This is a genomic window from Streptomyces sp. S186, from assembly GCF_051603415.1.
Taxonomy (GTDB): Bacteria; Actinomycetota; Actinomycetes; order Streptomycetales; family Streptomycetaceae; genus Streptomyces.
In genome coordinates this window covers 305,955-326,324 of record NZ_CP193932.1, presented here as the reverse complement: position 1 = coordinate 326,324, position 20,370 = coordinate 305,955, and the positions used below count along the sequence as shown (strand labels likewise).

Annotated in this window: 14 protein-coding genes; 7 read left to right on the top strand and 7 right to left on the bottom strand. The window is 71.3% G+C overall.

Annotated elements, in window-relative coordinates; genetic code table 11:
• Positions 1–119 precede the first annotated feature (119 nt).
• The gene (locus tag ACRAS8_RS01385) at positions 120–1,577 is read left to right on the top strand and encodes a hypothetical protein (RefSeq protein WP_438483885.1); all 1,458 of its coding nucleotides are present in this window, start codon (positions 120–122) and stop codon (positions 1,575–1,577) included.
• Between the two features lie 31 nt (positions 1,578–1,608).
• Here the strand turns inward: ACRAS8_RS01385 and ACRAS8_RS01380 are convergent, their stop codons facing one another.
• Complete coding sequence (locus ACRAS8_RS01380) at positions 1,609–2,019, bottom strand: Fur family transcriptional regulator (RefSeq protein WP_438483884.1); 411 nt, start codon at positions 2,017–2,019, stop codon at positions 1,609–1,611.
• Positions 2,020–2,428: 409 nt separating this feature from the next.
• Here ACRAS8_RS01380 and katG point away from each other — a divergent pair, with 409 nt between their 5' ends.
• Complete coding sequence (gene katG, locus ACRAS8_RS01375) at positions 2,429–4,648, top strand: catalase/peroxidase HPI (protein ID WP_438483883.1); 2,220 nt, start codon at positions 2,429–2,431, stop codon at positions 4,646–4,648.
• A gap of 86 nt (positions 4,649–4,734) precedes the next feature.
• On the opposite strand, the gene ACRAS8_RS01370 is transcribed toward katG, so the two are convergent.
• From ACRAS8_RS01370 to ACRAS8_RS01360, 3 genes are all read right to left on the bottom strand, one after another.
• Positions 4,735–5,601, bottom strand: coding sequence for an AraC family transcriptional regulator (locus ACRAS8_RS01370; protein ID WP_438483882.1), 867 nt, complete (start codon positions 5,599–5,601; stop codon positions 4,735–4,737).
• 303 nt (positions 5,602–5,904) lie between these two features.
• A complete protein-coding gene (locus ACRAS8_RS01365; protein WP_438483881.1) occupies positions 5,905–7,350 on the bottom strand; it encodes a glycosyltransferase family 39 protein in 1,446 nt (481 codons plus the stop codon).
• Between the two features lie 234 nt (positions 7,351–7,584).
• Complete coding sequence (locus ACRAS8_RS01360; RefSeq protein WP_438483880.1) at positions 7,585–7,998, bottom strand: VOC family protein; 414 nt, start codon at positions 7,996–7,998, stop codon at positions 7,585–7,587.
• Positions 7,999–8,144: 146 nt separating this feature from the next.
• On the opposite strand from ACRAS8_RS01360, the gene ACRAS8_RS01355 reads away from it, so the two are divergent.
• Positions 8,145–8,765 carry an RDD family protein gene (locus ACRAS8_RS01355; RefSeq protein ID WP_438483879.1) on the top strand — a complete coding sequence of 207 codons (621 nt, stop codon included), beginning with the start codon at positions 8,145–8,147 and terminating at the stop codon, positions 8,763–8,765.
• 97 nt (positions 8,766–8,862) lie between these two features.
• On the opposite strand, the gene ACRAS8_RS01350 is transcribed toward ACRAS8_RS01355, so the two are convergent.
• The gene (locus ACRAS8_RS01350; RefSeq protein ID WP_438483878.1) at positions 8,863–9,639 is read right to left on the bottom strand and encodes a class I SAM-dependent methyltransferase; all 777 of its coding nucleotides are present in this window, start codon (positions 9,637–9,639) and stop codon (positions 8,863–8,865) included.
• A 475-nt stretch (positions 9,640–10,114) separates the two neighbouring features.
• Between ACRAS8_RS01350 and ACRAS8_RS01345 the strand changes: the two genes are divergently transcribed.
• The 4 genes from ACRAS8_RS01345 to ACRAS8_RS01330 all read left to right on the top strand — a co-directional run bounded on the left by ACRAS8_RS01345 (position 10,115) and on the right by ACRAS8_RS01330 (position 18,400).
• Positions 10,115–14,374, top strand: coding sequence for a molybdopterin-dependent oxidoreductase (locus tag ACRAS8_RS01345; protein WP_438483877.1), 4,260 nt, complete (start codon positions 10,115–10,117; stop codon positions 14,372–14,374).
• A gap of 409 nt (positions 14,375–14,783) precedes the next feature.
• Positions 14,784–16,202: a family 2B encapsulin nanocompartment shell protein gene (locus ACRAS8_RS01340; RefSeq protein WP_438483876.1), complete on the top strand. Its 1,419-nt coding sequence runs from the start codon at positions 14,784–14,786 to the stop codon at positions 16,200–16,202.
• Positions 16,203–16,232: 30 nt separating this feature from the next.
• The gene (locus ACRAS8_RS01335; protein ID WP_438483875.1) at positions 16,233–17,435 is read left to right on the top strand and encodes a family 2 encapsulin nanocompartment cargo protein terpene cyclase; all 1,203 of its coding nucleotides are present in this window, start codon (positions 16,233–16,235) and stop codon (positions 17,433–17,435) included.
• 101 nt (positions 17,436–17,536) lie between these two features.
• Complete coding sequence (locus ACRAS8_RS01330) at positions 17,537–18,400, top strand: geranyl diphosphate 2-C-methyltransferase (protein WP_438483874.1); 864 nt, start codon at positions 17,537–17,539, stop codon at positions 18,398–18,400.
• Positions 18,401–18,480: 80 nt separating this feature from the next.
• Here ACRAS8_RS01330 and ACRAS8_RS01325 read toward each other — a convergent pair whose 3' ends face one another.
• Positions 18,481–19,734, bottom strand: coding sequence for an RNA polymerase sigma factor (locus tag ACRAS8_RS01325; protein ID WP_438483873.1), 1,254 nt, complete (start codon positions 19,732–19,734; stop codon positions 18,481–18,483).
• Positions 19,735–19,949: 215 nt separating this feature from the next.
• Positions 19,950–20,318 carry a YciI family protein gene (locus ACRAS8_RS01320; protein WP_438483872.1) on the bottom strand — a complete coding sequence of 123 codons (369 nt, stop codon included), beginning with the start codon at positions 20,316–20,318 and terminating at the stop codon, positions 19,950–19,952.
• Between the last annotated feature and the right edge of the window lie 52 nt (positions 20,319–20,370).

Below are 20,370 nucleotides of genomic sequence, written 5' to 3'. Positions count from 1 at the left end.
CGTTCCCGCGGCCGCACCCCGGTCGACATGCCCCGACCGGCGATCGGATCCGGCCAGTAACGCCGCTGTAACGCCGTTGTCTGCCGCCGCGGTTCGGAGGTGATGAGAGTGTCCCGCTCATGAACCCTCCACTGCTGCGCGTTCGCCTGCTCGGCGGCTTCCGGCTGGTACGCGAGGACGGAGCGCCGCCGGTGGAGCGCTGGTCCCGGCCCGGCGCCCGGACCCTGGTCAAGTTGCTGGCCCTCGCCCCCGACCATGCGCTGTACCGCGAGCAGATCATGGCCGTGTGCTGGCCGCACGCCGAACTCCGCGCCGCGCTGGGCAGCCTGCGGGTGGCGCTGCACACCGCCCGGCACGCGCTGGAGCCGGAGCTGCCGCCGCGCGGCGCCTCCGGATATCTGACCGGCGACGGCGACCTGCTGCGGCTCGCACCGGACACGGTACGCGTGGACATCGACGAAGCCGAGGCCCTCGCCCGGCGGGCCCTGAGCGGCGGCGCCCGCCGCGAACTGGCCCGCGCCCTGGAGGCGTTGACCCCCGAGCTGCTGCCCGAGGACCGCCATGCGCCCTGGGCCGAACCGGCCCGCGCACGGCTGGCTCGCCGACGGGCCGAGCTGCGACGCGCACTGGCCGCATCCCGGCGCCCGCACGGCAGCGGCGCGGTACGGGCCGAGGCGGACGCGGCGCGGGTCCGGCTGGACTGGGCACTGCACCTGGACCGCGCGGGACGCTACGGGGAAGCCCTCACCGTGGTCCGCGAAGCCCTCCACACCTACCAACGTCAAGGGCTGCGCGACGCCGGTACGCTGGCCGCCGCCCGGCTGGCCGAGGTGCTCGGCCGCGGCCGCGGCGCCGACGAGGCGCTGGCGGTCCTGGCCGTCCATCCGCCCGGCCCCGACACCCCCGACGACATCCGGGCCGCCCACCACATGGCGCGTTCGGCGGTCCTGTCCTACCGCGGCCGGTACGCGGAGGGCCTGGCGGCGGCCCGGGCGGCGGAGCGCTGCGCGGGGGCTGCCCAAGGGGCGGACCACCCGGTGCTGCTGGCCCGTTCACTGGCTCAGCAGACGGTCTGCCTGGGCCTGTCCGGTCTCGCCGACGAGGCGGCAGTACCCGCCGAATCGGCGCTGGCCCCGGCCGAGGAGTCCGGTGACCGGGCGCTGCTGGCCACCGTGCTCTCCGTCCTGCGGGAGACCGAGCGCCGCGCGGGGCGGCACGGGGAGGCGCTGGCATACGGGCGGCGCGCGCTGGCGCTGGCCGAACAGGCCGGCCGCCCCACGGCCACCGCCTTCGAGCGCGCCAACCTGGCGGAACTGCATCTGCTGCGCGGCGAACGGGTCGACGCGCAGCGGCTGGCGCTGGCCTCGGTAGAACTGGCCGAGCCGTTCGGCGGCACGGCGCTGGCCTTCGCCCTGACCGCGCTGGCACGCGTACGCGGCGGTTCGGCGCCCAGGGAGGCCCGGCGGCTGCTGGAGCGGGCCGGGCGCTGCGCGCAGGACGGCGGGCACCGGCAGGCCATCGACGAGGTGCGGTCGGCCTGGGCCGAGGTGGTGGAGGCGCGCCACGCGCCGCGATGAGACGTGCCGGCCGTCCGCCGCGCCGACGCCCTCAGCGGCAGTCGGGACACACGCCCCAGTACGTCATCTCGACGGCGGAGAGGGTGAAGCCGAACCGCTCGGACGCGGGCAGCTCGGCCAGCGGGTCGCCGCCGGGGTGGACGTCGCGAATGGCGCCGCAGTGCGAGCACACCAGGTGGTGGTGGGGCCGGTGGGCATTGGGGTCGTAGCGCTTGGCACGGCCGTCGGTGGTCACCTCGACCACTTCTCCGAGCGCGACGAGCTCCCCGAGGGTGTTGTAGACCGTCGCGCGGGAGATCTCCGGCAGCCGGGCCGTGGCGCGCGCCAGCACCTCGTCCGCGGTGAGGTGGACATGCTCGCCGTCGAGAACCTCGGCGACGACGCGGCGCTGGGCGGTCATCCGCCAGCCACGTCCGCGAAGCCGTTCCAGCAGGTCACTCATGGTCACCAGCCTAACCGTGCGTCGTCCGGCGAATGAATTCCGTACGGATCTGGTCGCCTTATTGACTTGGATCTAGTCCATCGTAGGATCGGTTCTGGCGATAGCCAAGGGACGAGACAATCGCAGGGACAGCACGTGATGGTTCACGAGACGGGTCCGCTCACCCTCGAAGCCCGCCGCTCCGGTCGCGGACAGCCGCAGCGGCGCGCAGACGGGCGCCGGCGTCCTGCGGCGCGCCGCCCGTACGCTCCGCACCGGCGCCCAAGCCGTGATCGACTGGGTGTCGAGGCGATCGCCCCCGGGGCACGCACCGACCGTCTCTCCCCGCACCTCCCGTACGGCCCGCGCCCGACTGCTCCACCGCCGCGACCGCTGAGCACCGTGATCAGCCCCATCCGGAGGAATTCCCATGTCTGAGTCCGAGATCCATGACGCAAAGACCGTAGAGGCGACGGACGCCGCAGGTGGCTGCCCGGTCGCTCACGGGCGTGCCGCGCACCCCACCCAGGGCGGCGGAAACCGGCAGTGGTGGCCGGAGCGGCTCAACCTCAAGATCCTCGCCAAGAACCCCGCCGTGGCGAACCCCCTCGGCGAGGACTTCGACTACGCCGCGGCGTTCCGGAGCCTGGACCTCGCGGCCGTGAAGCGGGACATCGCCGAGACGCTGACCACCTCGCAGGACTGGTGGCCCGCCGACTTCGGCACCTACGGCCCGCTCATGATCCGCATGGCCTGGCACAGCGCCGGCACGTACCGCATCAGCGACGGCCGCGGTGGCGCCGGCTCCGGTCAGCAGCGCTTCGCACCCCTCAACAGCTGGCCGGACAACGCCAGCCTCGACAAGGCCCGCCGTCTGCTGTGGCCGGTCAAGAAGAAGTACGGCAAGAGCATCTCCTGGGCCGACCTGCTGATCCTCACCGGCAACGTCGCCCTGGAGACGATGGGCTTCGAGACCTTCGGCTTCGGCGGCGGCCGCGAGGACGCCTGGGAGGCGGAGGAGGACGTCTACTGGGGCCCCGAGACCGAGTGGCTCGGCGACGCCCGCTACACCGGCGACCGCGAGCTGGAGAACCCGCTCGGCGCGGTCCAGATGGGCCTCATCTACGTCAACCCCGAGGGCCCCAACGGCAACCCCGACCCGCTGGCCGCGGCCCGCGACATCCGGGAGACGTTCCGCCGGATGGCGATGAACGACGAGGAGACCGTCGCCCTGATCGCCGGCGGCCACACCTTCGGCAAGACCCACGGCGCCGGCCCGGCGGACAACGTCGGCCCGGACCCCGAGGCCGCCCCGATGGAGCAGATGGGCCTCGGCTGGAAGAGCACCTTCGGCACCGGCGCCGGCCCGCACGCGATCACCAGCGGCCTGGAGGTCACCTGGACCAGTACGCCCACCCAGTGGAGCAACGGCTACTTCAAGAACCTCTTCGAGTACGACTACGAGCTCACCAAGAGCCCGGCCGGCGCCCACCAGTGGGTGGCCAAGGACGCCCCGGAGATCGTCCCGGACGCGCACGACCCGTCGAAGAAGCACCGCCCGACGATGCTCACCACCGACCTCTCGCTGCGCTTCGACCCGATCTACGAGCCGATCTCGCGGCGCTTCTACGAGCACCCCGAGGAGCTCGCGGACGCCTTCGCCCGCGCCTGGTACAAGCTGACGCACCGTGACATGGGCCCGGTCGCCCGCTACCTCGGCCCGGAGGTCCCCTCCGAGGTGCTGCTGTGGCAGGACCCGCTGCCGGCCCGCGAGGGCGAGCTGATCGACGCCGCCGACATCGCCGCCCTCAAGGAGCAGGTCCTCGGCTCCGGCCTCACGGTCTCCCAGCTGGTCTCGACCGCCTGGGCCTCGGCCTCCTCCTTCCGCGGCAGCGACAAGCGCGGCGGTGCCAACGGCGCCCGCATCCGCCTGGAGCCGCAGCGCAACTGGGAGGTCAACAACCCCGACGAGCTGGCGCAGGTGCTGCGCACCCTCGAAGGCATCCAGCAGTCCTTCAACGCCGCGGGCGGCAAGCAGGTCTCGCTGGCCGACCTGATCGTGCTCGCCGGCGGCGCGGCCGTCGAGAAGGCGGCCAAGGACGGCGGCTTCGCCATCGAGGTGCCGTTCACGCCGGGCCGCGTGGACGCCACGCAGGACCAGACGGACGTCGAGTCGTTCGACGCCCTGGAGCCGGCCGCCGACGGCTTCCGCAACTACGTCGGCAAGGGCAACCGCCTGCCGGCCGAGTACCTGCTGCTCGACAAGGCGAACCTGCTGACGCTGAGCGCCCCCGAGATGACCGTCCTCGTCGGCGGACTGCGCGTCCTGGGTGCCAACCACGGCCAGTCCAAGCACGGCGTCCTCACCGACCGGCCGGGCACGCTGACCAACGACTTCTTCGTCAACCTGCTCGACATGGGCACGACGTGGAAGTCCACCTCCTCGGCGCAGGACGAGTTCGAGGGCCGCGACGCCGGCGGCACGGTCAAGTGGACCGGCACCCGTGCGGACCTGGTCTTCGGCTCCAACTCCGAGCTGCGGGCGGTCGCCGAGGTCTACGCGAGCGACGACGCGAAGGAGAAGTTCGTGACCGACTTCGTCGCGGCGTGGAACAAGGTGATGAACCTCGACCGGTTCGACGTCGTCTGATCGCCATCCGCGCCCACCGCGGCTGAGGCCCCGCAGATCGTCGACGATCTGCGGGGCCTGCCCGCGGGCCACCGGCCGAAGCCCGCTCAGGCGATGGTTCCTTCCACCGGAATCCACAGCGCGGCGTCCGCCTGCGTCCGGTCGTCCGACAGGCTCACCCGCAGGATCTCGGGCCCCGGCCGGCTCCGGTACGGGTTCGAGGGGAACCACTGCGTGAACACGTCCCGCCACAGGCACTGGAGCGCCTGCGGGAACGGCCCGGAGCTCTCGAAGACGGCCCACGCCCCGGCCGGGACGGCCAGGACGTCCATGTCCTCGGGTGCCTCGGCACGCGTCACCACGCCGTGGTAGTAGTCGAGTTCGGTCCCCTCCGCCCGGCTCGGATCGAGCTGGTCGCTCACCCCCACGATCCCCGCCGGCTCCTGGTCGGACAGCGCCGTGATACGCCCCAGCGTCTCGGGGCCGATCCCCCGGATGAAGTCGGCGATGGCCGGGTTGACCCCCTCATGGACGAGCGGGACACGGGCCTTCCTGCCGACGACACGGAACGCGTCCTTGTCCACGATCCGGTATCGCATACTGCTGCTCCCTTCGACGACGAGGCGGAAGGACATCCGGGGCTGCGCGTGCAGAGCCGCGCCGGTCCGCCGGGCCTCGCCCGGGCCCACACCGTGGACCGCCCGGAACGCACGGGCAAAGGCTTCTCCCGAGCTGTAGCCGTAGCGCATGGCGACATCCAGCAACGTCCGCCGGCCGGCGAGCACTTCGGCACCCGCCACGGTCAGGCGTCTGCGGCGGATGTACTCCGACAGCGGGATGCCTGCCAGCGCGGAGAACAGCCGACGGAAGTGGTACTCCGACGTGACGGCGATGCGCGCGAGATCGGCCACGTCGATCGGCTGATCGAGATGCGCCTCGATGTGGTCCATGGCCTGGTTCAGCCGCTCCAGCATCCCGGTTTCCTTCCCTTTCGCTCACTCACGTTAGGAGGGCACCACCTTGCCGGACCCGACATCCCGTGCCCGATGCGGTCGGGTCCGACACCGCAGCCCGTCCGACACCGCAGCCATGGATGTGTCGTGGATCGCGGACCGGTCACCGCTGGCGGCCGTCATGATCGCGCCGGGTTCCTGCCGACGCCGGATCACCGCGATCCACAACGTGGCCAACCCCGACAAACTCCAGGCCGCGACGCCGACGGCACCGCCTACGACGTCGGGACGCGGTAACCGACCTCACCCTCACGCGGTCGTCTGCTACGAGTGCCTGGGCGGGGGTGGTTGGCGTCGTTCGTAGACGCTTATTCGGCGGCCCCGCTGGACGCTGTCCGAGCGGCGGACGAAGTACGCGTCCAGGACGCGTTGCTTGGCGCGGTCGCGCACGGTCCCGGTGCGCCGGGACCCCGGGTCCGTGACGAGCACGATGCGCCGGGCGGCGAGCATCGCCCGCTCTATGTCGCGCGGTCCGGCCTCTATACCCTTCAACGTGCCCGACTCCACCGCGCCCCGGGCCAGGGCCAGGTCCCGCAGGCCGGCGAACTGACGGGGTGAGACGAGGGCGGTGTCACGGCGGGCGGCGGGTATGTAGACGACGCCGTCGGCGGCCTTGCGGACGCGGTCGACCGTGGCTGCCGCGGTCAGGACGTCGTCGACGCGGCTCTCCACCGTCCGCAGGCGCAGCTCTATCGGCAGCAGCGCCAGGAGGGCCAGTGCCACGGCGGCGGGGAGCAGCACGCGTACGCGGGCTTTGAGACGCGTGGTGAGGGCGACCAGGAGGACGCCGATGAGGAGGGCGAGCCCTACGTAGGCGAACAGTACGTAGCGGGTGAGGTAGAGCGGCTTGACGACGGAGATCAACGCCAGGGACACCTGGGGTACAGCGCAGAGCGGGAGCGCGACGGCTGCGAGGTTGAAGCGGGGGAGTGCGGCCTGCTCGCGGGGGGTGTCCGTCCGGCGGGCGTGCGGGAGACGTGTGCAGAGGGCCGCGACCGCGACGGTGAGCAGCACACCGAGCACGGTCGACCAGCCGAGGGGTCTGATCCAGGAGACCAGGGATGCCTGGCCGCGGCTGGTCAGGATGACCGGCAGGGTGCCGACGACGGCTCCGCAGGCGGCCAGTCCCCAACCGGCGCACCGCGCGCGGCCCGGGCGCACCCAGGCCACCGTGACGCCGTGGGCGACCAGGGCAAACAGCGAGAACCAGTTGAGCCAGGCGGCGAGCATCACCGCTCCCGCGTAACAGACCCAACGCCACCACCTGCCCGGCTTGCGCAGAGCCTCGATGAGAAGCCAGGTCGCAAGGACCACGAAGGCGAGGACGAGGGCGTAGGAGCGCCCTTCTTGGGCGTGTTCCTGGACGGCCGGGACGATCGCCAGGGCCAGTCCGGCCGCGATCCCGACCGCGCGGCCGGCGAGCCGGGCGCCCACGAGTGCCGTCAGCCCGCATGCGGTGGCCGTGGCGAGCACGGAAGGTAGCCGCAGGGTGAGCAGACTGTCGCCGAAGAGGGCGAACGCCACGTGCATCACCGCGTAGTACAGGCCGTGGACGACATCGGCCTGGCCAACCATGTGCCATATCTCGGCCGGCGAACGGTGTGACGCCTGCCAGGTCGCCGCCTCGTCCCGCCACATGCTGTGCTCGCGGGTGAGGCCCCACAGCCCCAGGGAGAGTGCGAGGAGGGCCGGCCAGACGAAGATGGACATGCGGCCGTGTCGCACTGTTCTCTCCCCCACAATCACAACGGTGTCAGGCGCCGCCTTTCGCACGAACAGGCGCCCCGCAACGGCGGACGGGGCACTGCCGCTGCCGCCGTCGCATTCCCCCGCCGCCAGTCACCACAGCCGGTCACCGCAGTCAAGTGGGGCAGCCGGCGGGCAGACGAAAGCGATACCTTAACAAATCGGGCAGGCGGGTGGATATGCGCGAGAGCCTTCTGCTCACCCGTCGTAGGACTGGAGCTCGATCAGGATGCCTTCCGGGTCCCGCAGGTGGGCGGTGCGCAGGCTCGGTCCCCACTCCGGGCGGTCCGTGGCGGGGGTGACCGGTACCCCGCCGTGGGCCAGGCAGAACTCCCACGCCGCATCGACGTCGGGCACCCGCGAGACCAGCATCACGCCGTCCTGGGCCGGCCCGGCGGAAGGCGGCAGCTCCGAGGTGCCGACCACGCCGGCCATCGCGGCGCGGTCGAACAGCACCAGGACGCCCTGCTCGGCGAGGTCCCAGTTGGCGTAGGGGCCGGACTCGTCGCCCTTGACGCGCACCGCGCCCAGTAGCTCGGGGAGCACCGCGTCGTAGAAGCGGAAGCATTCCGCGAAGCGGGTGACCAACAGGCGGGGGTAGAGGGCATCCATCTCGGCCTCCAGGCTGAACGAGGGGCAATCGCCCGTGAGTTGGGGTCAACCTACAACGTTTGCCCCCGGACCCGCCGACGGCTACGCGGCCGGTTCGCGGACCGCGAGTTGTCGCGGTGTCGGGACATCGGCTTGGATCATCTTTCGTGAGTAACTTCCAGCCGCCACCACCTCCCCACCACCCGGGCCCCGGCTTCGGTCCCGCACAACCGCATTACGGGCAGCCGCAGGGCGTCACACCTCAGCCCTATCCGCCGCAGTACGCAGTGCCGTCCTACGGGCCGCCGCAGCCGCAGATGGGCAGGCCGCAGGGTCCGCCCCCGCAGGCGCTCGCGGCCCCCGGCATGCGCCTGCTCGCCCGCTTCATCGACTCCCTGATCACCGGCGTGCTGATCGCGGGTGCCTGGGTGCCGGCGAACATCTGGATGTACAGCACTTTCAAGCCCGGAGACAGCCGCGGGGTGCCGGTGGTGCTCGGCCTCTTCGCCTGGACGCTGCTCGTCGGCCTCTTCTTCGAACCGCTGACGACGGCGATGGGCGGCACCGTCGGCAAAGCCATCTGCGGCCTGCGCGTCGTCCACATCGAAACCGGCAACAAGCTCGGCTTCGGTCATGCCCTGGGACGCTGGCTGGCCTATCTGGGCATCGGCATGGTGCCGGTCCTGGGCCTCATCAACGTACTGTCCTGCATCTGGAACGAGCCGTTCCGGCAGTGCATGCACGACCGGGCCGCCAATACCGCGGTCATCAAACGTCGTTGGCGGTAGCACACGACGCGTCAGTGCATGCCGCCGACGTCCCGGCGGGCACTTCCTGGGCCGACGTACCCGCCCCCATCAGGGTCGCTGCTCATGGCATCGCCGCTCACGGCATCGCTCGGACGATGACCAGCGACCCGTCGTACGTCGGCTGACGGCGCAGCCCGCCGAACTCCTCGTCCCAGGCACCGGAGTCCAGATCGCGGCGCAGACCGGTGTCGAAGTGTTCGCGGACCCGGTCGTCGACGAAGCTCCAGGCCGAACACGCCTGGCGGGCCGCCGGGTCGAGCAGCATCTCGGGGCGGCCGTAGTACGCCTCGTTGAAGCCGTCCGTGCAGTCCAGGGGGATGGGGACGGACCGGACCGTGGTGGTGCCGCCGAGGGCGCCGGCCAGGGTGTCGATGGCCGGGTAGCGGCCGGCCTCGGTGTCGAGGACCTCGGGGGCGTAGCGGTACAGCCAGAAGTCCCGTACCAGGGCGGGGTCGCAGGTGAGGAGGAGGACCGGCCCGCGGGTCACCCGCCGCATCTCGCGCAGTCCGGCCGCGACATCGGACCACTGGTGCACGCTGAACAGCGTCATCGCACCGTCGAACTCCCCGTCGGCGAAGGGCAGATCCTCGGCGACGGCGTCGATCGCCGGGGCGAGCCGCGCCGGCCGCTGGGCACGCATCGACTCCGAGGGCTCGACCGCGGTCACCTCCCGGGCGGCGGTCTCGTACGAACCGGCGCCGGCACCGACGTTGAGGACCGTCCGGCACTCGCCCAGGGTTTCCGCGATGAACTGGGCGATCCGCGGGTCCGGTCGGCGGAAGGAGGAGTATCCGGAGCCGATCGCGCCGTAGTCGACGTCGCCGGCGCTGCCGTCCTGGGAGCGTGTGGTCATCGAGCCTCGCCTCGCCTCGTGAGCAGGATCAGGGAACGAGAGCCGGTGTGCTCTCGTGCGCCGGCCGGTGCGCGATCCCATCCTGCATCTGCGGCCGGGAATCAACAATGATCTGCCAATTGCTTGGCAAATCAGCCAAATTGCTTCGTAGGTGGGCGTTGGATATTGGAGGTAGTGACAGCCAGGAGCGTATCTTCTGGTGTCTGTGGTGCCGGTGTAGGCGTACGTGTACGTGTAGGCGTCGGGGCCGGCTAGGCAAGAGCCGGGGAGGGGAGACCTCGTGACGCGGGCGGCCGCGCCGGCCCAGGCACCTCACACGGCACTCCGGTGACCTGTGCGCGAGGCGTAACCCCAGGCGCGCCCGGCGCGTGACGGGCCGGAAATTCGTGCCTCCTACGGTGTTGGCCGTGGGCCGCCCACCAGGGTGGGACGGCCCCGGCCCGGACAGGCACACGCACCGTGGGATGGGGATTCGGTGGCATCTGGCTCGTCGGACGGCGGCACCGTCCGCACCGTCTGCTCGTACTGCGGCGTCGGCTGCGGAATCGTGCTGGAGGTGGCGCGCGACCCGGCCGACGGCCGTCGCCGGGTGGTGAAGGCGTCCGGCGACCAGGCACACCCCACCAACCGCGGCCGCCTGTGCACCAAGGGCGCGACCAGTGCGGACATGATGGCCGCGCCGGGACGGTTGGAAACGGCACTGGTACGGCCCGAGCGCGGCGCCCAGCCGGTCGGGACGGCGGTGGACGAAGCCATCGCGTCGGTTGCCGGGCGACTGCGGACGATCCTGGACGAACACGGGCCGGACGCGCTGGCCTTCTACGTCTCCGGGCAGATGTCGCTGGAGGCGCAGTACCTGGCGAACAAGTTGGCCAAGGGCTTTGTGCGCACCCACCGCATCGAGTCGAACTCGCGGCTGTGCATGGCCTCCGCCGGGTCCGGTTACAAGCTGTCGCTCGGCGCGGACGGCCCGCCCGGCTCCTACCAGGATCTCGATCGCGCCGATGTCTTCCTCGTCATCGGCGCCAACATGGCCGACTGCCACCCGATCCTCTTCCTGCGCATGATGGACCGGGTCAAGGCCGGCGCCAAACTGATCGTCGTCGATCCGCGCCGCACCGCCACCGCCGAACGGGCCGACCTCTTCCTGCAGATCAGGCCGGGCACCGACCTCGCCCTGCTGAACGGGCTGTTGCATCTGCTCGTCGCCGACGGCCACACCGACGAGGAGTTCATCGCCGAGTTCACCGAGGGCTGGGAGGAGATGCCCGACTTCCTCGCGGACTACCCGCCCGAGCGGGTCGCGGAGCTCACCGGCCTGGCCGAGGACGACATCCGGCAGGCCGCGCGGTGGATCGGTACGGCCGGTGAGTGGACGAGCTGCTGGACCATGGGCCTGAACCAGTCCACTCACGGCACCTGGAACACCAACGCCCTGATCAACCTGCACCTGGCCACCGGCGCCATCTGCCGCCCGGGGTCCGGACCGTTCTCGCTGACCGGCCAGCCCAACGCCATGGGCGGCCGCGAGATGGGCTACATGGGCCCCGGCCTGCCCGGACAGCGTTCGGTGCTGGACGACGCCGATCGCGCCTTCGTCGAGGACCTGTGGCAGATCCCCGCGGGCTCCCTGCCGACCGGGACCGGGCGCGGCACCATCGAGATGTTCGAGCAGTTGGCCGCCGGAGACATCAAGGCGTGCTGGATCATCTGCACCAACCCGGTCGCCTCGGTCGCCAACCGCAGGACCGTCATCGCCGGTCTGGAAGCCGCCGAACTCGTCGTCACCCAGGACGTCTTCGCCGAGACCGAGACCAACGCCTACGCCGATGTCGTCCTGCCCGCGACGCTGTGGGCGGAGTCCGACGGCGTGATGGTCAACTCCGAGCGGAACCTCACCCTGGTGCAAGGGGCCGCCGACCCGCCCGGACAGGCACTGCCCGACTGGCAGCTGATCGCCCGGGTGGCCTGCGCGATGGGCTTCGCCGACGCCTTCACCTACACCTCCGCCGAGGAGGTGTTCGAGGAACTCAAACAGGCATGGAACCCCCGGACCGGCTGGGACCTGCGGGGCGTGACCTACGAGCGGCTGCGCACCACACCGGTGCAGTGGCCGGCCCCGGCCGCCGACGGCCCGGACCGCAACCCGATCCGCTACCGCAACGACGGCGTCAGCCAGACCCTGCGGGAACGCGAGGACGGCACCCGCCCCCGCCTGGCCTTCCCGACCGGCAGCGGACGCGCCCGCTTCTTCGCCCGTCCGCACCTGCCACCGGCCGAACTCCCCGACGACGACTACCCGTTCGTCCTGAACACCGGCCGCCTCCAGCACCAGTGGCACACGATGACCAAGACCGGCAAGGTCGCCAAACTCGCGAAACTCAACCCCGGCCCGTTCCTGGAGATCCATCCCGAGGATGCCGGCGCCATGGGAATCGTGGCGGGCGATCACGTCGAGGTCGCCTCCCGCCGCGGCCGGGCCGTGCTCCCCGCCACCGTCACCGACCGAGTCCGGCCGGGCACCTGCTTCGCGCCCTTCCACTGGAACGACCTGTTCGGCGAGTACCTCAGCGTCAACGCCGTCACCCACGACGCAGTCGACCCGACCTCCTTCCAACCCGAGTTCAAGTTCTGCGCCGTCGCCCTCGCCAAGACCTCCGCTCCCGTCCCCGCGGCCCGCCCCGGCGGCCGGCCCGAGTCCGCCCCGGCGACCGCCGCGCACCAGGAACCGCCCATGGACCCCGCCCCCGACCCGGCCGCCGCACCCACCTCCCCGGACGCCGCCGTGCCCGCGCTCGCCACGCTGTTCGGCCTCACCGACCTCACCCCCGTACCCCTGGCCGAGCCGGAACGCCGCTACCTCGCCGGCTATCTCTCCGGCCTCGCCGTGGCCCCGCACGACGGGCGCATCCCCACACTGCCGCCCGACGCGCCCTTCGCCCCGGACTCCGCACTGTGGGTCGACGGCGTCCTCGCCGGCATGTTCTCCCGCACCGCCGCACCCACCACACCGGCACCCGAGCCCGCCCGGACCGCCACCGGGACCACCGGCACGGACACACCCTCCCGTCGCCTGGTCGTCCTGTGGGCCTCGCAGACCGGCAACGCCGAGGAGTTCGCGGCCACCGTCGCCGCCCGGCTCGCCGAGACCGGCCGCGACCCCGAACTGCTGCCCATGGCCGCCCTCGCGCCGGCCCGGCTCGCCCCGGGCACCGATCTGCTGATCGTCACCAGCACCTTCGGCGACGGTGACGCGCCCGACAACGGCGCCGACTTCTGGCAGGCCCTCGCCGCCCCGGACTCCGGGCCGCTGGAGGACATCCGCTACGCGGTACTGGCGTTCGGCGACTCCTCCTACGACGACTTCTGCGGCCACGGCCGCCGCCTCGACGAACGGCTCCACGCGCTCGGAGCCACCCGGCTCCTCGCCCGCACCGACTGCGAGCCCGACTACGAGGAGGCCGCCGCACAGTGGCTCGGCCAGGTGTCCACCGCCCTGGCCACCCCCGACGGCCAGCCCCCCGCGGCCGCGCGCACGGCCGAGGCGCCCACCGCCCAAGGCGCCTCCTCCCAGTCACCCACCCCCTCCCAGTCGCCCACTCTCACCCCGACCCGCCACACCAAGGCGGCACCCTTCGCCACCCTCCTCGTCGGCAACCGGCTGCTGAGCCTGCCCGGCTCCCAGAAGGAGGTACGGCAGTTCGCCTTCGACACCCGCGACGGCGAACTCGCCTACGACGCCGGCGACGCCCTCGGCGTATGGCCGGTCAACGGCGCCGGTCTCGTCACCGAATGGCTGGCCCTCACCGGACTGGATCCCGACGAGCCCGTCGCACTCGGCGACGGCGCACGTCTGCCCTTCGAAGAAGCACTGCGCACCCGCCTGGACATCACCCGCCTCACCACCGACCTGCTCACCTTCGTGGCGGACCGCACCGGCAGCCAGAACCTGAAGCGACTGCTGCGTCCCGACAACAAGGACACGCTGGCGCAGTGGAGTTGGGGCCGCCAGGCAGCCGACGTCCTCGCCGAGTTCCCGGTCCGCGCGTCCGCCGCGGAGTGGACTGCCGTACTCAAACGCCTCCAGCCCCGGCTGTACTCCATCTCCTCCAGCCCGCTCGCCCATCCCGGCGAGGTCCGCCTCACCGTCTCCGTCGTCCGCTACACCAACGACCTCGGCCGCGACCGCAAAGGCACCTGTTCGACCTATCTCGCCGACTGTGCCAACGACGGACCGGTACAGGTCTTCGTGCAGCGCTCACCGCACTTCCGCCCGCCCGCCGACCCCACCACCCCCATGATCATGGTCGGTCCCGGAACCGGCGTGGCGCCCTTCATCGGCTTCCTCGAAGACCGCCGGGCCCGCGGCCACACCGGTCCCAACTGGCTCTTCTTCGGCGAACAGCGCCGGGCCACCGACTTCTACTACCGCGACGAACTGGCGGGATACCAGGCATCCGGCCACCTCGACCGCCTGGACCTGGCTTTCTCGCGCGACCAGCGCAACAAGGTCTATGTCCAGGACCGGATGCGCGAGAACGGTGCCCGCGTGTGGCGGTGGCTCCAGGAAGGCGCCCACTTCTATGTCTGCGGCGACGCCGGCCGCATGGCCAAGGACGTCGACCAGGCACTCAAGGACATCGCCGCCACGCACGGCGGCCTGGACACCGACGAGGCCACCGCCTGCGTCCGACGCCTGACTGCCGACAAGCGCTATGTCCGCGACGTCTACTGACAGTCATGCGGGGGCGGGAAGAGCGGAAGGCGGCGGAGCGGGAGGGGCGGGGACAGACTGGAGCTGGGAGCTTGAACGTGCATTATCGGCCACCTCGCCGGCAGCGCCCGTGGCTCCCTGTGTGCTCGACTGTCGCGCGTAGCGGAGTGCTTAAAATGCGGTTTAACATGACATAACGGACTGCCTGTGCTGCCTGGGTCCTCGTTCTGCGCCGACTTCAACGGACTCCCGTCCGCCAGGCACCTGGCGCAAAGTGATCGCTGGCTTGTCGGTCGTTTCGACCAACATCGCTACCCGCTGGTTCACTTGGGTTCACTTACGCAACATACGTAACAGGAGCCTCTCGTCACCCACCCGGGCGCTTCCGAGGGCTCCTTCTTGATGCATGGGCCCCCACGGAAGGACCAGGATGTCGACCGCAGCGTACCGGCAGCAGCCCGAGGAGCCGACCGGCCGGGCACAGCTCAGCCTCGGGATCGCCGCTGCGCGGAACCTGGCGACCACCACCAAGACCGCCCCGCAGATGCAGGGCACCAGCTCGCGGTGGCTGCTGCGCACCCTGCCCTGGGTGGAGGTGAAGGGCGGCACGTACCGGGTCAACCGGCGCCTGGTGTACGAGGTCGGCGACGGCCGGGTCACCTTCGTCCAGGAAGGGAGTACGGTCCGGGTCGTCCCGGCCGAGCTCGGCGAACTGCCACTGCTGCGCGGGTTCGAGGACGAGCAGGCGCTGCGGTCGCTCGCCGACCGGTGCCGTCAGCAGCAGTACGGGCCCGGCCAGCTGATCGCCGAACGCGGCGAGGCCGTCGACCACGTCTATCTGATCGTGCGCGGCAAGGTCGAGAAGGTCGGCCCCGGCCGGTACAGCGAGGAGACCCGTCGGGGTGTGCTGTCCGACGGCGGGTTCTTCGGCGGGCAGGCGGTGGCCGAGGAGCCGGGGGAGTGGGACTTCACCGCGCGTGCGCTGACGGCCTGCACGGTGCTGGCCCTGCCCCGGGCCGCGTACGAGGAAGTGGCCGACCGCAACGCCGGGTTGCGGGCGCACGTCCGGCGGCGCCAGGCGGAGCAGGCACGGCCGCAGAACAAGAAGGGCGAGGCCGAGATCGCCCTCGCCTCCGGCCACACCGGTGAGCCGGTGATCCCGGGCACCTTCGTCGACTACGAACTGGAGCCCCGCGAGTACGAGTTGAGCGTGGCCCAGACTGTCCTGCGGGTGCACACCCGGGTTGCCGACCTCTACAACGAACCGATGGACCAGGTCGAGCAGCAGCTGCGGCTGACCATCGAGGCCCTGCGCGAACGCCAGGAGTCCGAGCTGGTCAACAACCCGGAGTTCGGGCTGCTGCACAACGCCGACTACAGCCAGCGCATCTCCACCCACTCCGGCCCGCCCACGCCGGACGACATGGACGAGCTGCTGAGCATGCGGCGCGGGACCAAGGCGTTCTTCGCGCACCCGCGTGCCATCGCCGCCTTCGGCCGCGAATGCAACAAGCGGGGCCTGTCCTTCGACAGCGCCGAGGTGGCCGGACACCCGGTGCCCGCCTGGCGGGGTGTGCCGATCCTGCCCTGCGGCAAGATCCCGGTCTCGGAGGAGGGCACGTCCGCCATCCTCGCGATGCGCCTGGGCGAGGACGACGAAGGGGTGGTCGGCCTGCGCCAGACAGGCATCCCCGACGAGTACGAGCCGGGCCTCAACGTACGGTTCATGGGCATCAACGACCAGGCCCTGATCTCCTACCTGGTCAGCACCTACTACTCGGCGGCCGTTCTCGTGCCCGACGCGCTGGGCGTCCTGGAGAACGTCGAGGTCTTCCACACCCCGTCCTGACGTCGACGGCGCGAACGGAGAGAAGAACCGGTGTCACAGCTGTCCCGGATGGCCGCGCCCAGGGCCCACCACCATGTGGCGCGCCTCGCCGCCACACTCCTCACCCACGGCCGGGGAATCCGCCCTCCCGCGCCGCAGGCCCTGCCGGGCACCACGCTCCGGCAGGCGCGCACCGCCGTGCCCACCGGGCCGACGGGGCTCGGCACCTCCGCCGCCCGTGTCGCGGCCCGGAAACCGGCCGACGGCACTTCCGACCCGACGGGCAGGCCCGGCAGCGGAGTTCCCGAGCTGTACTGCCCGCCCGCGGTCCGGGACGACCAGGCACTCGGCCAGGAGGTCAACGACCGACTGGTGGACTGGGCGGAGCGGGTCGGTCTCTACGCCGGACGCCTCGCACGCGTGCGGGCGGCCGATTTCGGGCGCCTGATGATGCTGGCTCACCCCGACAGCGACGACCCGGACCGGCTGCTGGCCGCGGCCAAGTGTGCACTGGCCGAGTGGGCCACGGACGACTACTACTGCGACGACGAGACCATGGGATCGCGAACCGAACTCCTCGGCTCGCACCTCGGTCTCGCCTATGCGGCCCTCGATCCCGCCCACCTCCCGGCCGGACACGCACCCGCATGGGAACAGGACATGGCCGGCGACCCCGTGCGGGTCGCGCTGCGCGCGGGGCTGCGGGACCTGGCCGGCTACGCGGATCCCTCCCAGATGGCCCGACTCCGCCACGAGGTCGCCGTCCTCTTCGTGGGCTACGGACAGGAGGGCTCCTGGCGCTCCTGCGGCCATATGCCCACCGTCCGCGAGTACTTGGCGCACCGTCAGGCCAACAGCTTCCTGCCCTGCATCGCCCTCGTCGACGTGGTCAGCGGCAACCCGCTGGCTGCCGTCGAGTACTCCGCGCCGCGGGTCCGTCGCGCCGTGACCATGGCCGCCACGGCCAGCACCCTCGTCAACGACCTGTACTCGATGACCAAGGAACACCATTCCACGGGCGTGGAGTTCAACCTGCCCACCGTGATCGCCGCGGAGGAGGGGTGTACGCCGCACGAGGCGGTGGCACGCAGCGTGGAGATCCACGACGAGCTGGTGCGCACCTTCGAGACGGAGGCCGCGGCCCTCGCCGTCACCGGCTCGCCGCAGCTGCGCCACTTCCTCGCGGGTGTCTGGGCCTGGCTCGGCGGCAACCGCGAATGGCACAGCGGCAGCCTCCGCTACAACGAAGCCTGAGCCCAGCATTCCCTCTTTCTCACCGCCACCACGCGGTCTCCCTCTTCCCTCCCCCTTTCTTCCCTCTCTCCCTCCGCATGCACTCAAGGAGCAGCACCCGCATGACCACCACCCCCCTTTCCCCCGCGCCGCCGGTACTGCGCACCGCCTACCAGAAGTCCGTCGCGGAGTACTGGAACAACGAGAAGGACCCGGTCAACCTGAGCCTGGGCGATGTCGACGGCCTGTACCACCACCACTACGGGCTCGGCGACTACGACCCCTCGGTCCTGGAAGGACCCGAGGAGACCCGCGACGCCCGCATCATCGAGGAGCTGCACCGACTGGAATCGGCACAGGCCGACACCCTCCTCGACCACCTCGGCCTCATCGCGCCCGAGCACCGCCTCCTCGACGCCGGATGCGGCCGCGGCGGCAGCAGCATCATGGCCAACGCGCGCTTCGGCTGCCAGGTCGACGGGGTGTCCATCTCCCAGGCACAGGTCGACTTCGCCAACGGCCAGGCACGCAAGCGCGGGGTGGACGACAAGGTGCGCTACCACTTCCGCAACATGCTGGACACCGGCTTCCCGAGCGGAGCCTTCCAGGGCATCTGGAACAACGAGTCCACCATGTACGTCGACCTGTTCGCGCTCTTCGCCGAGCACGCGCGCCAACTGGCCTTCGGCGGCCGCTATGTCGTCATCACGGGTTGCTACAACGACGTGACCGGCGGCCGCTCCAAGGCGGTCAGCCGGATCGACGAGCACTACACCTGCAACATCCACCCCCGCAGCGCCTACTTCAAGGCGCTTGCCGCCAACGGCCTGGTACCCATGAACGTCGTCGACCTCACCGCGGCCACCATTCCCTACTGGGAGCTGCGCGCCCAGTCCTCCCTCGCCACCGGCGTCGAGGACCCCTTCCTGACCGCATACCGCGAGGGCAGCTTCCACTACCTCCTCATCGCCGCCGACCGCGTCTGACCGACCCTCCGGGGCCGACCGCGTCAGCGGGGGGCCAGAGCGCGGAACTTTTTCCCCGAAGGGCGGTGCGACTGCGCGGATCAGCCGGCGGTGTCGCTCAGGCGGTTCGCCCGGGACTCCAGGAACCGCCGCTCGGGGAGACTGGCGGTACGGCGCGCCGCCTCCCGGTAGCTCTCGCGGGCCGCATCGCGATCACCGGCCATCTCCAGCAGATGGCCGCGCACGGCGTGCAGCCGGTGGTGCTCGGCCACCCGGTCGTCCTCCTCCAGCGGCCGCAGCAGTTCCAGGCCCGCCCGCGGGCCGCGCGCCATGGCCGCGGACACGGCGTGGTTGAGCGTCACCATCGGATTGGGCGAAACCTGCTCCAGGAGGCGGTAGAGGATCACGATCTGCAGCCAGTCGGTCTCGTCGGCGCTGCCCGCCTCGGCGTGCAGCGCGGCGATGGCGGCCTGCAACTGATACGGGCCCATCGGCTCGCGGGCCAGCGCCTCGGCGGTCAGCTCGATGCCCTCCTTCAGGGCTACCCCGTCCCAGTGGGTGCGGTCCTGTTCGGCGAGCGGGATGAGGTTGCCGTCGTCGTCGGTCCGCGCGGGGCGCCGGGCATCGGTCAGCAGCATCAGCGCGAGCAGGCCCGTCACCTCCGGGGTCTCGGGCAGCGCACGGTGCAGTGCGCGCGTCAGCCGGATCGCCTCGCGGGTCAGCTCGACCTGGTGCAGATCGGCGCCGGACGTGCTGGTGTAACCCTCGTTGAAGATCAGGTAGAGCACGTGCAGGACGACGGCGAGCCGCTCCCGGCGGTCCTCGGGCGGCGGCAGCTCGAACGTCGCGCCGGCCGTCCGGATGCGTTGCTTGGCGCGGCTGATGCGCTGCGCCATCGTCGCCTCGGGCACCAGAAAGGCCCGCGCGATCTGACTTGTCGTCAGGCCGCCGCAGGCCCGCAGGGTCAGCGCCAGCTGGGACGAGGGGGAGATGCTGGGATGGCAGCACAGGAAGAGCAGGATGAGCGAGTCGTCCTGGTCGGAGGCGTGGAGGTCGGCGGGGCCGGACTCCGCCGGCTCGTCGGCGCGGACCATGGTCGCGACCGTGGCCTCCCTGCGCCGCCGGGCAATGTCGCTGCGGGCCCGGTCGGCGAGCCGGCGGTAGGCGACCGTCGTCAGCCAGCCCAGCGGATTGTCCGGGACGCCGTCCGTGCGCCACTGCACGATCGCGTCGAGCAACGCGTCCTGGGCGGCGTCCTCACATGTCTCGAACCGGCCGTGGCGGCGTACCAGGGTGTCCACCACCTGGGGTACGAGGTCTCGCAGCAGCGCCCCGACGTCGCTGTCGCGGTTCACCGGGCTCCCCGGCGACGCCCCGGGAACGCGGGGCCGATACCCGCTGCGGCAGCCATACGGACTCCAACCATCCCCGAAGATGCGGCTCGCGGTGCTGCCGGGCGCCCCGATAGCACACGGCGACACCGTATCGCAGGCCACCGCAAGCCACCTCCAAGCGGCCGAACGCCCGAGGGGGAGCGGGGCCCGGGGGCGCAGGGCCCCCGGGCAGGGAGTCACGCCGAAGCGTCGTCGCTGAAGACGATCGGCCGGACCTCGATTCCCAGGCCCTCCACCGTGGCGTCCGGGATCATCGCGGCGAGCTCGTGGGCACGGTCACGGTCCTTGACCTCGACGACGTAGAAACCGCCGACGAACTCCTTGAACTCGGCGTACGGCCCGTCCGTCACCGCCGGCACCCCGCCGCGCACGCGCACCACGGAGCTCTGGTCGGGGCCGGCCAGCGCCAGAGTGCTGACGAACTCGCCGGTCTCCTTGATCTTGTTCATGAACTCGCCATGGCCCTGGAAGACGGCGTTCCGCTCCTCCTCCGACAGCGCGTCCATGACCTCGGCGTTCGGGTACATCATGATCAGGTACTTCATGGTGCTGCTCCTTACGACGTGAGGCGTCCAGTGCGCCTCCTCACCCCCTTCG